A 14,306-nucleotide genomic window follows, 5' to 3' on the forward strand; every position below is an offset into this window, starting at 1 on the left:
ACCAGCCTGACGTCTAGGATGCGCCATCGGGAAAACAGGACAGTCTTCCGATCCGTCGTCCGCCCGAAAATTCCGGCTACGTTCCCGCGCGATGCATGGGTTTCCATGAGTTGCGGTTGTGGTGCGGCGGGATTACGCTTTGTAACATGAGCTCGCCAGCCCCGAAATCGAGAACGACTGCTGCAGGAAATGCTGATGATCCCCCGGTTTTCTCTGTCCGGCAGGAGCAGTTGATGCTGAGCGTCTGGTCGCACCGTCCCCGTTTCCTACATCTGGGGCTTTTCTTCCTCGCCTATGTACTCGCCTGCGGCTTCGCACAGTCGCTGGCAATCGTGCCGGGAACGGGTATTTCCATCTGGCCTCCGGGCGGGCTTTTCGTCGCGACCCTCATCCTCGCCTCCAGGCGCAGCTGGCCATGGTGGATCCTGGCGGGCTGCCTGGCAGAGATGTTCAGCAATTTCCTGTGGTTCTACAGCCCCGTGCCTGCGGCCTTCCTGATTTATGTCGGCAACGCTCTTGGAGCAATGGTCGCGGCATGGCTGGTGAACCGGACCTTGAAGCACCCAGTTCAGTTGGAAACTCTGCAGGAAGTTCTCACATTTGTCATCCTGGCTGCCGGAATTGCACCGATTGTCAGCGCGACCGTGGGAAGTGCCACGCTTGCCTGGTTCGCGATTCAATCGCAATCCTTCGCGACGGCCTGGCCGCTATGGTGGATCGGAGACGCAACCGGTGTCCTCATCGTTTCGCCGCTGGCCTTGGTCCTCTTTCACAGCTGGCGCAGCAAGACGCAGTTCTCGGCCGCGCAATGGGTGGAAGCCTGCGTCCTGGCGCTGATCTTTCTCGGTGTCGCGGCTCTTTCGTTGAGCGGCTACCTTCCTTTCGCCTATATTATCATGCCGCCTCTCCTTTGGGCCGCAGTCCGCTTCGAGTTCAAGGGCGCTGCGGTATCGCTCGCTCTGCTTGCTCTGATCACGGCGGTATTCACGATAACAGGCGCCAGCCAGTTTGCCGGTGATCCCGAATCCCAGAAACACAATCAGATCATGCTGCAGCTGTTTCTGGCCATCTCGGCATTTTCGGCGCTGATTGTCGCCGCCATATCCCGACAGCACCAGCTGGCAGTACTCACATTGCGCCAAAACGTGGAGACGTTGCGCGACCGGGAACGGGAGCTCTCGCAACTCGTGGACATGGTTCCGAGCCATGTCTGGCGTCTGACGCCCGAGGGCGAGCCAACCTTCTTCAATAGGCGGATGGTCGATTTCCTGGGTCTTGACGTGGCGGACTCGGACAGGCCAGGCATGAGCCGGCTGGAGGCGGTCCTGCAGGCCACCGTTCATCCCGATGATACAACTGGGTTCAGGGACGCCCTTCGCCATTGCCTTTCCACCGGCGAGAGCTTCGTTATGCGGTATCGGCTGCGGCGCGCTGACGGTCTCTATCGCTGGATGTCGAGCCGCGCCGAGCCGATGCGCGATCAGGCCGGAAACATCGTCCAGTGGTACGGGCTTTGTCACGATATCGACGATCAGATGCGTGCCGAAGAGGCCATTCGGCGGAGCGAAAGACAGCTTCAGCAGATGATCGACGCCGTGCCGGTCCGCATATGGAGCGTGGAACCGACAGGCGGATCGACCTACTTCAACAAACGTTACCAGGATCATTTCCGTGCCGTCATCGCCAATTTCGACGAGCGGGCCGAACCGCGTATCGACGAGCTGTTGCAGCAGCTGGTTCATCCCGAGGATGCGCCCGATGTGCAGCGCACGCTACGCAATTGTTTCGAAACCGGCGGCGGCTCCGTCATGCGGTTTCGCTGGCTTGAAAAGGATGGTGTCTATCGCTGGGCCGAATGCAGGGTGGAGCCGCGCCGCGATGACGACGGAACGGTCGTGCAATGGTACGGCGTCTCCCTCGATATCGACGAGGAGGTGCGCGCGCTGGAGGCGTTGCGCGACCGCGAACGCGAGCTGTCGCAGCTCGTGGACATGGTCCCGGTCCAGATCAGGCGCCTGACGCCGGAAGGCGAACCGGTCTTCTTCAACAAGCGCCTGATCGACTTTTTCGGTCTCGATGTTGGCGATATGGACAAGCCCGGGATGAGCCGCCTCTCCTCGGTCATTCACACCCTCGTCCATCCCGATGACGCATCGAGGTTACTGGAGACGGTTCATCATTCCCTCGCCAGCGGCGATCCCTTCTCGATAAAATATCGCATGCGCCGCTTCGACGGAGCCTATCGCTGGGTCGATGGCCGAGCCGAGCCGCTACGCGATCAAAGCGGCGCGATCATGCAATGGTATGTCATATCAGTCGACATCGACGATGAGATGCGCGCGCAGGAAGCGCTACGCGACCGCGAGCGGGAGCTTTCCCAACTCGTGGACATGGTTCCGAGCCTGCTCTGGCGGCTCAATCCGGAAGGCGCTCCAACCTTCTTCAACCAGCGCCTGATCGATTTTCTCGGTCTCGACATCGCCGATATGGAAAGGCCCGGCGTCGGCCGGCTAGCGGCGCTCATCGAGGCCGCCGTCCATCCCGACGATGCAGCCAGCCTCGAGCAAGCGCTCAACCATTCCTTCGCCACCGGGGAGCGCTTTTCCAGCCAGTATCGTCTGCGGCGCGCCGATGGCGTCTACCGCTGGGTGAAAGGCAGCGCGGAGCCGCTGCGGGATCAGAGCGGCCGGATCGTCCAATGGTATGGTCTGTCGCATGACATCGACGATCAACTGCGCGTCGAGGAGGCACTGCGGGAGAGAGAACGATCGCTCTGGCAGCTCGTTGAAACGCTGCCGGCAATGATCGATTGCGCAGCACCTGATGGAGAGCCGATCTATCGCAGCCAGCAACTGCGCGACTTCCTCGGTTATAATCTCGAAGAGTTGGATGGAACGGGCAAAACCCGGCTGGACGGCACACTCGATGCCGGTGTTCATCCCGACGATGTGGCAGGGGTCAAAGAAAACTATGCCCATTCATTGTCCACTGGCGAGCCCTATGCGCGCAGGCACCGTCTGCGGCGCCATGATGGTGAATATCGCTGGGTCGAGACGCGTGCGGCACCGATGCGCAATGCTGAAGGCGTCATCGTCCAGTGGAATGTCATCTGCCTTGATATCGACGGTGAGGTTCACGCGGAGGAAGATCTGCGTCGAGCGCGAGAGGGTCTTGCACGGGCGAGCCAGGTGGCGAGCCTGGCCGAGCTTTCAGCCTCCATCGCGCACGAGGTGAACCAGCCGCTTGCGGCCGTCGTGGCCAACTCGCACGCCTGTCAGCGCTGGCTCATGGCCGAGCCGCCGAATATGGAACGGGCACAGAAGACTGTCGAGCGCATCATCCGGGATGCCAACTCGGCGGCGGATGTCGTCAGCCGCATTCGCGCTCTGTTCAAGCAATCCGTAGACAGGAGGATCCCATCGACGCTCTCCGGTATCGTCAACGAAGCGCGCAACCTCATGGCCGACGAAGCCTGGCGTCGTCACGTTCGGATGGAGGTGGAGGCCGACGCCACCCTTCCGCTCATCGCAATCGACCGCGTTCAGATCCAGCAAGTTCTGATCAATCTCATCCGCAACGGCATCGAGGCAATGGACGCCACGACAGGCGACAGGGTCATCGAAATCCGCGTGCGCCAGATCGGGAATATCCTCCAGACCGAGATCAGCGATCGCGGCCAGGGCATCGACTTTCCCGAAAAGATGTTCGAGCCGTTTTTTACGACGAAGGAAAACGGCATGGGCATGGGGCTGGCCATCTGCCGCTCGATCGTCGAACTGCACGGCGGACGATTGTGGGCCGAGAAGAACAATCCGTGCGGAGCAACGTTGATCTTCACATTGCCTATTGAAACGAAGGCGGCGCCATGACGGCCGACGACCATATCGTCTTCATCGTCGACGACGATGAACGTATCCGGGAAGCGCTTGGCGAGCTGCTGGACTCGCACGGCATGCACGCCATCGCCTTCGAATCGGCCTGCGACTACGTGAGAGCGGACAAGCCGGACGTGCCCGCCTGCCTCGTGCTGGATATCGAGCTGCCTGATATCAACGGTCTCGATCTGCAGAGACAGATCGCAGACGGGGATCATCCGCCGATCGTCTTCATCACGGGACACGGCGACATTCCCTCCTCCGTGCGTGCGATCAAGCATGGCGCGGTAGACTTCCTGACCAAGCCGTTCAGCGATGCGGATCTCATGGCGGCAATCCACGCGGCGATTGCTCAGGATCGGGAAAAGAGAGCCGAGCGCGCCGAGATCGACATGCTCAGACAACATTATCTCGACCTGACGCCGCGCGAGCGCGAGGTGCTGCCGCTGGTCGTCAGCGGCCTTCTCAACAAGCAGGCCGCAGCCGAACTGGGGATCAGCGAAGTCACGCTGCAGATCCACAGAAGAAACGTGATGCACAAAATGGCGGCGGCATCACTCGCCGATCTGGTGCGGATCGCGGAGAGATTGGAAATACCGATAACCCACTCACGCCGAGTGGGAGGGAATTGAAACATGAACAAAACAAGACACGTCGTGGCAATTGTCGATGACGATCCAAGGTTGCTTGAATCGATGGGCGACCTTCTGGAATCTGCGGGTTATGTGGCCCGCAGCTTCTCATCAGCGGGCTCGCTGCTCGTCAACGGGCTGTCGGACCTCGACCTGCTCATCACCGATATCGGAATGCCTGGCATCGACGGCTTCGAGCTTCGTGACCTGGTGAGGAAGTCGCGTCCGGAGCTGCCGGTATTCATGATCACGGGCCGCCACGAGATAGCCGATCAGGGACGCGCTCAAGGCGCAAGCGGATTTTTCCGCAAGCCATTCGATGCCCAGGCCCTGCTGACGGCCATTGCCAACGCTTTGCATAAATCGACAGATGGAGGGTGACATGAGAGTTGACCAGCCGTTGCCGCGGAGATCGGCGCCGTTATCATTGCAGCGCAGTTATGAAGAAAATCAGCCGCTTGTCATTATCGTCGATGACGACGCATCGGTCCGCGAGGCGCTGTCAGAGCTGATCCTGTCGGCGGGCTTCCCGTCGACCAGTTTTGCTTCAACCCGCGAACTGCTTGACGCCGATATATTGGATAGCCCCGGCTGCCTGATCCTCGACGTGCGCATGCCAGGCGCAAGCGGTCTTCACCTGCAGAGCCATCTGGCCGAAAACGGCATTTCCAAGCCGATCATCTTCCTGACCGGGCATGGCGACATCCCGATGACCGTCCAGGCGATGAAGGCCGGCGCCGTGGATTTTCTCACCAAACCGGTGCGGGACCAGACGCTGCTCGACGCCGTGACTGCCGGCATTGCGATGGACGCCGAACGGCGAGCCGAAGCGGCGGTCACCAAGCGCAATATCAAGCGCCTGGAGACACTGACGCAGCGCGAGCGCGAGGTCCTGCATGAAGTGGCGCGCGGCCGCCTCAACAAGCAGATCGCCTTCGATCTCGGCATCAGCGAGGTGACGGTCAAGCTGCATCGCAGCAATGTCATGCACAAGATGGAGGCGGCCTCCATCGGCGAACTGATCCGGGCCTGGGAAACACTGCCCGCACAAATGCGCCAGGTCGGCCCGCGCTAGTAGGCGAAGGATGCCGGCCTCGAAGATGATCTGCCGCCGCTGTCCATTTGATGCGCGCCGTATCCGATTTGCGCCGGAAAAGACGATGCGGCGCCGATAATGGGTTTCGGCCCCGCACCCATGCGTTATCTCTAAATTAAAGCTCGGGGATATGACCAGATGCCCGGCTTTGGTTCCCCAAGGAGATCTCGCTTTGAACAATCAATCGTCAGCCGCGCCTTCCCCTGAAACCAACGTCTTCGACAACGAAGCAAACTTCCTGTCGGCCATGGGGAATGCCAAACGGCTTCACATTCTGCATCTGCTGGCCGAAGGAGAAATGTCCGTGAGCGTCCTGGCCGACGAGGTGGGATTGAGCCAATCTTCGACTTCCCAGCATTTGGCAATTCTTCGAGAGCAGGAACTCGTGCAGACCCGAAGGGCTGCCCAGACGATCTACTATTCACTTCAATCCGCCGCGGCCACGGCGATGCTCGATACGCTTGCCGACATCTTCGGATGGCACCCTCGCCCCCCAGTGGAACGCGTCCAAGCCGTAGGCACCTGACGAGACGACGAAGCGTTGCTCTTGCGGCTCATGATTGGAGCATGATCTTGTAGGCAACTCGGGATCGGCGCCGCGGCAACGAAGAGCAGCGCAATGGCGAAGACCGGCGAAAAGGATGACTGCGGCTTGAGCGTAAGCGCCAAGCTGAGGCCGTTCAGGGGCGTCATTCCAGGCCGGGACGCCCGTGGCGCGGGAGCCCCGCGATGCTTCGCCCACATGCCCCCCCGAACGCATCGATCCCTGATGTACGTTTGATGTACGCCTCCTAGACCACGGTGTGATTACGCCTCCATTGCGAATGGAGATAATGAACCACATCAGGAACGGAACAGTCAGGAGGAAGCGGCCATGAGTATGGACGTAACGAACGGCCAGCGCCATGGAGGCGATCATGGACGTATATGAGGCAGTCAAAAGTCGACGGTCGGTGCGCGGATTCAAAGACGAGCCTGTGGAGAGGGACGTGCTTGAGCGTGTGCTGTCCGCCGCAGCTTGGTCGCCGTCAGGATCGAACATCCAGCCGTGGAACACCTACGTGATGACCGGCGCACCGCTGGCAGAGCTCAAAACGTCCGCCGTCGAGCGCGTGGCCCATGGCGACGCCTGGGACAAGCGGCAGTACGAGATGTACCCGGCCGGGCTGAAGCCCCCTTACGGCGAGCGCCGGTCCGCCTTCGGCAAGGAGCGCTACAGCGCGCTCGGCATTGCGCGCGAGGACTGGGAGGCGCGCCAGCGGGCAGCAATCGCCAACTGGAACTGTTTCGGCGCGCCCGCCGCCCTGTTCTGCTACATCGACCGTGACCTGGGCCTACCGCAATGGGCCGACGTCGGCATGTATCTGCAGACCGTCATGCTGCTGCTCCGCGCCGAAGGTCTGCACAGTTGCCCGCAGATGGCGTGGTCGCAGGTTCGCGAGACCGTCGCAGAGGTCCTATCACCCCCGGACGGGCTCATCCTCTTCTGCGGCATGTCGATCGGGTACGAAGATCCCACGGTCAGTTACGCCCGTACGGGCCGCGCCCCGCTCGGCGAGACGGTCACGTTCCTCGGCGATTAGTGACCTGCGAACGAAGGACAAGACACCCCTTCTATGATTCTTGCGTATGATACGTCCCTTATCATGCGAGATATTGGAGAACGCCATGACCACGCATAAAGTAGGCTATCTCATCGGCAGCCTCGCCAAGGGCTCGATCAACCGCAAGCTCGCCAAGGCGTTGGTGCGGCTCGCCCCGCCGGAACTTGAAATGTCGGAGATATCCTTCAAGGACCTGCCGCTCTACAGCTACGACTACGACGCCGACTACCCTCCGGCTGGCAAGGCATTCAAGGCGGCAATCGCGGCCGTCGACGCCGTGCTGTTCGTCACGCCCGAATACAATCGATCCATACCCGGCGGGCTGAAAAACGCCATCGACTGGGCGAGCCGCCCGTATGGCACCAACTCGTTCACACGCAAGCCGTCAGCGGTGATCGGCACGTCGCCGGGCGCGATTGGCACGGCAGTCGCCCAGCAGAATTTGCGCAGTGTGCTCAGTTTCTGCAACTCTCCCCAGATGAATGCCCCGGAAGCCTACATCCAGTTCACACCGGGGCTGATCACCGATGACGGCGAGGTCACCAACGACAAAACCGCCGATTTCCTTCGCACTTACATGCAGGACTTCCATGTCTTCATCGCAAGGGTTCGCTCAGTGCTGCCGAAAGATGCCTAGAACAGGATGATTTTAGGCCGACCGGCCTAAAATTTGAATCCTGTTCTAAATTAAATAGTTAGAGCATGATGTCACCCGAAAACCGCTCACACTTTTCGGCATCATGCTCTAGAAGCGTCGCCCTGCAGGAGCTGGCCGCGCCATCCGGGCGGTCAGCTCCTGTTTTTTAAACGGGCAATGCCCTCAGGCGAAGGCGTAGGAGCCGTCGGGCCGCTTCGGCACGCGTCGCTGCCAATGGATGTAGCCCTCCTCTTCCATCGCCTTCTCGTCCATTTCGACGCCCCAGCCCGGCCGGTCGGGACGCAGTTCCAGATAGCCGTCCTTCGGCAGATAGGGATCGACGACGTAACGGGTTTCTCCCTCCCGCTTCTCGATATCGAGGCCGCCATAGACATAGGCCTGTCCCTTCGGCAGCCGGTATTCGAGGATGCGGAAATTCTGTGCCGCCGCCGAGAAATGAACATTGACCGCCGTCGCAAGCGGGCCCATCGGGTTGTGCGGCGCCACGCCGACGAAGAAGGCTTCGGCGAGTGTGGCGATGCGGCGCATTTCGCTGATGCCGCCGACGACGCAGATGTCGGGCTGGATGAGGTCGGCGCCCTTAACCTGCAGCAGCCGCAGGAACTCGTTTCTGTTATAGAGCGACTCGCCGGTCGCAAGTGTGCAGTTGAGCCCCTGTTTCAGATCGCCCCAGGCCTCGATATTTTCAGGACGTAGCGGCTCCTCGAAAAACAGCGGGTCATAAGGCGCCAGCGCATTGCCGAGCTGGCGAGCGGCGATCGGTTCGAAAATCTTCGCATGGGCATCGAAGGCGATTTCGTATTCGTCATTGACCGTTTCGCGAAGCGAGCGGAAATAATCCGCCGAGGCTTTGACGACATTACCCCAGCGGTTGGAGTGCATGTCGATCCGCCAGGGGCTGAGCTTGAAGGCGGTGAACCCCCATCCCTCCTTCAGGCGATCGAATTCGTCGCGGGCCGCCGGCGCATCCGGCGCGGTATAGACACCGGCATAGACCTTGATGCGGTCGCGCACTTCGCCTCCGAGCAGCTTGTAGACCGGGACATTCACCGCCTTGGCCGCAAGGTCCCACAGGCAGTGATCAAGCGCGGAGATCGCGGCAAGGCCAAGCGCCCCCGGCGGAAAGCGGCTCTGCTGGATCAGCAGATTGACGAGATACTCCACGCGTGTCGGGTCCTGGCCGGAGACAAATCCGTAGAGATAATCGAGCAGCGGCGGCAGCGCCTTGTCGGGGCCGTGATTGTAGCATTCGCCCCAACCCGTCAGCCCGTCATCGGTGTCGAGCGCGACGATCACGCGCGGACGGTCCTTGTCGCGGGTCATGAAAACCCGCATGCGGTCGATCTTCATCTTTCTGTCCTTCTAGCGATTGAAATAGGTGCGGCGCGACTGGCGCGTCTGCACGTAGAGATGCTCGTTGTCGGTTCCGGGATTGTAGGCACCGGCACTTTGCGGCACCGAGACATTGCCGTTGCTGGGGAAGCGCGCCACGAAGGCCTCGTCGATATCGCAGCCAAGTCCCGGGCCATCGGGAACGGCGATCAAGCCGTCGACCTGTTGCGGGTGCGGCACGATCGTCTGGCGGCGGCCGTCCCAGTCGTCGTCGAGCCGCTCAAGGATGAGGGCGTTGGGGATCGCTGCAAGCAGATGCAGAGCCGCATATTCCGCCACCGGCCCGAGCGAACCCGAATGCGGCGCCATCTGGATATGATGGGCTTCGGCCATGGCCGCGATCTTCTTCATCTGGGTGATGCCGCCGGCCCGGCCGGTGTCCGGCTGGATGATGTCGACCAGTTCCTTCTCTATGAGCTCACGCTCGCCGAAGATGGTCGCCGAGCGCTCGCCGGCGGCAAGCGGCACATGTGCTGCGTCGCGGATGCGCCGGTAGCCGTCGATATTCTCCGGCGCAATCGGATCTTCCACCCACATCAATTCATAGGGTTCGAGCGCCCGCACCAGCCGGCAGGCATCCGCAGGCGTCAGCCACGGCGGCCCATGCAGATCGATGGCGATGTCCATGTCGTCACCGACGGCGTCACGCAGCGCAGCAACCTTGCGGACCGGATCGGCGACGCCGCCGCATTTGATCGCCTTTATGCCTCGCGCTTTGATGGCAAGCGCACGCTCGGGCGTATTCGCATGCGAATAGATCGGGATCCGGTCGCGCACCTTGCCGCCGAGCAGCATCCAGACAGGCACGCCGAGCGCCTTGCCCTTGATGTCCCATAGAGCCATGTCGATGCCGGTCATCGCACCGCCTCCGACCGTTCCGAGCATGCCATGGCCCATCATCGCGATATGCATCTTCTGCCATAGCCGTTCGATATGGGCCGGATCTTCGCCAATGAGGAGTGGGGCGAGATCATGGATCGCCGTCTCGACGACGCGCGGCCAGCCTGAGCATTCACCGATGCCGGTGATGCCCTCGTCGGTATCGACCTTCAGAAAGAGCCAGTTTCTGGTGCCGCCGAACTGTTTCGAGACGCCACTACTGGAGCGTTGGTCGGAAGCCCAGTTCGCGGGATCGGGCTGACCGACATGCATGAGAAAAGTGCGGATTCCGGTGATTTTCATCGCTGAAAACTCCCATTCTTCAAAATGTCCGGCGCGACGTAGCGGAAGCGCCGCGATTGATCGCGATCACGCGGATCAGGGCGCGGAATCGCTGATATGAGCGCCTGCGTATAGGCGTGCTCGGGTGTGCGGCAGACCTTCTCCGCGTCGCCGATTTCGACGAGCTGGCCTTTGTACATGACGCCGACACGGTCGCACATGTAGCGGATAACGCCGATGTCATGACTGATGAAGATATAGGCGAGACCGAGTTCGTCCTGCAGGCGCATCAACAGATCAAGCACCTGCGAGCGCACCGAGACGTCGAGCGCCGAGGTCGCCTCATCGGCAACGATGACGCGCGGATTGAGGGTGATGGCGCGGGCAATGCCGATGCGCTGGCGCTGGCCGCCGGAGAATGCGTGCGGGTAGCGTTCGCGTGCCCTCGGGTCCAGGCCAACCTGCTCCATCAGGTGACAAACCCGCTCTTCCAGCGCCCGCCCTTTTGCAACGCCATTGACGAGCAGCGGCTCGCCAATGATCTGTGAGACGGTCATGCGTGGGTTGAGGGAGCCGAAAGGATCCTGAAACACCATCCGCAATTCCCGCCTTGCGGCGGCAAGCGTCTGCCCTTTTGCCGTTGCCAGATCGATGATGTCGCCGTCGGCGCGGCGATAGAGGATTTCGCCGGCAGTCGGATCGATCAGCCGCATGATCGAGCGACCCATCGTCGTCTTGCCGGATCCGCTCTCGCCGACAATGCCGAGCGTCTCGCCCGGCAGAAGCGAAATGGAAACATCGTCCAGCGCTTTCACCTCGCCGAAATCCATCGAGACATTGCGGAGTTCGAGGATCGGTGGCGCCGTCGTGTCGAGCGGCGGGCGCGCCAGCCGGATTTCGGCCTTCGCTTCCAGCTTCAGCACCGAGCCGATCAGCATGCGGGTATAGTCGTCTTTCGGCGCATGAAAGATCTGCTCGACCGGCGCATATTCCTTGGCGACGCCGTTGTGCATGACGAGCACATCGTCGGCGATCTGCGCCACGACACCCATGTCATGCGTAATGAAGAGAACGGCCATGCCCTTGGCCTTCTGCAGCCGGGCGATCAGGTCGAGAATTTCGGCTTGGGTCGTCACGTCGAGGGCCGTGGTCGGCTCGTCGGCGATCAGCAGTTGCGGTTTGCAGGCGAGCGCCATGGCGATCATCGCGCGCTGGCGCATCCCGCCGGAATATTGAAAGGCATATCGGTCCAGCGCTTTTTCCGGTGAGGGAATCTCGACTTGGCTGAGCAGCGATATGGCTTCAGCGCGCGCCTCTGCCTTGCTCATCCGGGTGTGAAGGCGAAGCGCCTCGACGATCTGGTTGCCGACCGTGTGGATCGGCGACAGCGACGACATCGGCTCCTGGAAGATCATGGCGATGTCGCGGCCGCGGATCGCCCGGATCTGACGCCCGCGCGGATTGAGGCTGGTTAGATCGATCGAGCCGCCGTTCTGATCGTTCAATATGATCGATCCGCCGGATATACGGCCAGGCGCATCGACGATCTGCAGGATCGAACGCGCCGTCACCGATTTGCCAGATCCGCTTTCGCCGACGACACAGAGCGTCTTGCCCGGCTCGATCGAGAAAGACAGATCGCTGACGGCGCGAAAGACGCCGGTGCGCAGAGGGAACTCCACCGTCAGATTTTTCACCTGGAGCAGCGGCCTGCCGGCAATAGGAAGGGTATCGGTCATGCCGGCCTCATTTGTTGTAGGGGTCGGCTGCATCGCGCAGGCCGTCGCCGAGAAGGTTGAGCGCCATCACGGCGACCACGACGGCACAGCCCGGCATGAAGAGCCATGGCGCGGTGGCGATCGAGCGAATGTTCTGGGCCTCGCGCAGAAGCACGCCCCAGGAGATGGTCGGCGGCTGCAGACCGAGCCCCAGGAAGGAAAGAGAGGTTTCGGCAAGGATCATTGCCGGCACCGCAAGCGTGATCGACGCGATGATATGGCTGGCAAAGCTCGGCAGCATGTGGCGAAAGATGATGCGTCTTTCGCGAACGCCGTCGAGCCTGGCGGCGGCGACGAATTCCTCGGTGCGCAAGGACAGGAAGCGGCCGCGAACGACGCGGGCGAGCTGCGCCCAGCCGGTCAGCGACAGGATGATCGTGATCATCATATATTGTAGCGTCGCAGGCCAGTCCTGTGGCAGGGCCGCGGCCATCGCCAGCCAGATCGGGATCGTCGGCAGCGACAGCACGAAATCGATCACCCGCTGCAGGAAGAAATCGATGCGGCCGCCGTAATACCCCGAGATGCCGCCGAGCACGATGCCGAGCATCAACGAGAAGAAGACACCGACGAGGCCGATCGACAACGATATCTGCGAGCCCTGCACAGTTCGGCTGAAGACATCGCGTCCAAGCCTGTCGGCGCCGAAGAGAAGCAGCGGCGTCGTCTTGTCGGGCGAGGCGATCAGATGGATGTTGGTCCTGAATAGGCCGAACACGGAATATTCATAGCCGCGCCCGAAGAACTGGACGTCGACACGTTTTGTCGTGTCTTCCTTGTAGATGGCGGCCAGCGTTTCCGGATCGCGGGTGAGCTTCATCGGATAATAATGCGGGCCGAAGGAGAACCCGTTCTCAGTATCGATCAGATGCAATTTCTGCGGCGGGTGAAAGGTCGCCCGCGCATTTTGCAGGTACGGATCGTTGATGGCGAAAAAGCCGGGAAGCAGGGCGACGATATACATCAGCACAGTGACGACAAGCGCCACCATGGCCAGCCGGTGCCGGCGGAAAGCCCACCAGATGAGTTGCCACTGCGATGCAACGGCGGCGCGATCCGGGGGAATGTTTGTAACGGTGATGTCGGCCACGTGGGGCTCCTATTCCAACCGGATGCGGGGATCGACCAGCGCAAGCAGGATATCGCTGATCAGAGAGCCTATCAGCGTCAGCGCGCAGATCAGCAGGACGAAGGCGCCGGCCAGATACATGTCCTGGGCCATCAGCGCCTGCAGCAGCAAAGGTGCGGCCGTCGGCAGATTGAGGACGATCGCGACAACGACCGAGCCGGAAATGAGGTTGGGCAGCAGCCAGGCAATCGTCGAGATGAACGGATTGAGCGCGATCATCAGAGGATATTTCATCAGCAGCCGGAACTCAGAGAGACCCTTTGCCCGGGCCGTTGTGACGTAAGGCTTCGGCAACTCATCGAGCATGTTGGCGCGCATGACGCGGATGAGGCTCGCCGTCGAGGAGACGGCAAGGATGATGACCGGAAGCCAGAGATGCGAGAAGAGGTCGACCATTTTGGCGAAGCTCCAGGACGCGTTCTCGTATTCCGGCGAAAAGAGCCCGCCGACATCCTGCCCGAATTCGACCGCCGCGACATACATCAGCACCAGCGCCAGCAGGAAGGACGGAACGGCCAGGCCGAAGAAAGTGAAGGCGGTGAAGAAATAGTCGCCGATCGAATATTTGCGCACGGCGGAATAGACGCCGATCGGCAGCGCGATCGCCCAGGTGGCGATCAATGTCGACAGGGCCAGAACCAGCGTCAGCGCCATGCGCTCCCAGATCAGGTCCGAGACCGGCTGCTGCCATTCGAAGGAGATGCCGAAATCGCCGCGCGTGAGAATGCCCCACATCCATTTGAAATATTGGACGAGCATCGGGTCGCCGAGGCCGAAGCGCTCGCGCAATTGCGCCGCCGTGTTCTGATCGACGATCTCGTTGGAGGCTGCCAGCGTCGCAATATAGGTCGTGACATAATCGCCCGGCGGCAGCTGGATCAGCACGAAAGCCAGGAAGCTGACGGCAAACAGCGATGGGATCATCCATAGGAAGCGTTTGGCGATAAAGACCAGCATGAGGCGCCTCTTGCATTGAACGCC

General features: G+C 61.1%; 12 protein-coding genes. 7 read left to right on the plus strand and 5 right to left on the minus strand.

What is annotated here, in order from left to right; all coding sequences use genetic code 11:
- Positions 1-233 precede the first annotated feature (233 nt).
- The 7 genes from HX899_RS06930 (at position 234) to HX899_RS06960 (ending at position 7,844) form a co-directional block, all read left to right on the plus strand.
- Positions 234-3,869: a PAS domain-containing protein gene (locus HX899_RS06930; RefSeq protein ID WP_181291983.1), complete on the plus strand. Its 3,636-nt coding sequence runs from the start codon at positions 234-236 to the stop codon at positions 3,867-3,869.
- Positions 3,866-4,507, plus strand: coding sequence for a response regulator transcription factor (locus HX899_RS06935; protein ID WP_138332830.1), 642 nt, complete (start codon positions 3,866-3,868; stop codon positions 4,505-4,507). The genes HX899_RS06930 and HX899_RS06935 overlap by 4 nt, the downstream gene beginning before the upstream one ends.
- Before the next feature lie 3 nt (positions 4,508-4,510).
- Positions 4,511-4,888 carry a response regulator transcription factor gene (locus tag HX899_RS06940; RefSeq protein WP_168267667.1) on the plus strand — a complete coding sequence of 126 codons (378 nt, stop codon included), beginning with the start codon at positions 4,511-4,513 and terminating at the stop codon, positions 4,886-4,888.
- Between the two features lies 1 nt (position 4,889).
- Positions 4,890-5,582: a response regulator transcription factor gene (locus HX899_RS06945; protein ID WP_180195498.1), complete on the plus strand. Its 693-nt coding sequence runs from the start codon at positions 4,890-4,892 to the stop codon at positions 5,580-5,582.
- Positions 5,583-5,775: 193 nt separating this feature from the next.
- Positions 5,776-6,129: a helix-turn-helix transcriptional regulator gene (locus HX899_RS06950; protein WP_180195499.1), complete on the plus strand. Its 354-nt coding sequence runs from the start codon at positions 5,776-5,778 to the stop codon at positions 6,127-6,129.
- 391 nt (positions 6,130-6,520) lie between these two features.
- Complete coding sequence (locus HX899_RS06955; protein WP_138388854.1) at positions 6,521-7,186, plus strand: nitroreductase; 666 nt, start codon at positions 6,521-6,523, stop codon at positions 7,184-7,186.
- A gap of 85 nt (positions 7,187-7,271) precedes the next feature.
- Positions 7,272-7,844, plus strand: coding sequence for an NADPH-dependent FMN reductase (locus HX899_RS06960; protein WP_003550113.1), 573 nt, complete (start codon positions 7,272-7,274; stop codon positions 7,842-7,844).
- A gap of 183 nt (positions 7,845-8,027) precedes the next feature.
- Here HX899_RS06960 and HX899_RS06965 read toward each other — a convergent pair whose 3' ends face one another.
- The 5 genes from HX899_RS06965 to HX899_RS06985 are packed head-to-tail and all read right to left on the minus strand — an operon-like array spanning position 8,028 to position 14,282.
- Positions 8,028-9,215 carry a galactarate dehydratase gene (locus HX899_RS06965; protein WP_011649533.1) on the minus strand — a complete coding sequence of 396 codons (1,188 nt, stop codon included), beginning with the start codon at positions 9,213-9,215 and terminating at the stop codon, positions 8,028-8,030.
- Between the two features lie 12 nt (positions 9,216-9,227).
- Positions 9,228-10,439 (minus strand): mandelate racemase/muconate lactonizing enzyme family protein, encoded by a 1,212-nt coding sequence (locus tag HX899_RS06970; protein WP_138388852.1) that lies wholly within the window; start codon positions 10,437-10,439, stop codon positions 9,228-9,230.
- A complete protein-coding gene (locus HX899_RS06975; protein ID WP_171600415.1) occupies positions 10,436-12,157 on the minus strand; it encodes an ABC transporter ATP-binding protein in 1,722 nt (573 codons plus the stop codon). Before HX899_RS06975 ends, HX899_RS06970 begins: the two co-directional genes overlap by 4 nt.
- 7 nt (positions 12,158-12,164) lie before the next feature.
- Positions 12,165-13,286: an ABC transporter permease gene (locus HX899_RS06980; RefSeq protein WP_129422515.1), complete on the minus strand. Its 1,122-nt coding sequence runs from the start codon at positions 13,284-13,286 to the stop codon at positions 12,165-12,167.
- A gap of 9 nt (positions 13,287-13,295) precedes the next feature.
- Entirely contained in the window at positions 13,296-14,282 is a 987-nt protein-coding gene (locus tag HX899_RS06985; protein ID WP_027664799.1) for an ABC transporter permease, read from the minus strand.
- Positions 14,283-14,306: the final 24 nt, after the last annotated feature.

Origin of the sequence: Rhizobium sp. WYCCWR 11146, from assembly GCF_013591995.1 — a bacterium.
GTDB classification, from domain to species: domain Bacteria; phylum Pseudomonadota; class Alphaproteobacteria; order Rhizobiales; family Rhizobiaceae; genus Rhizobium; species Rhizobium indicum.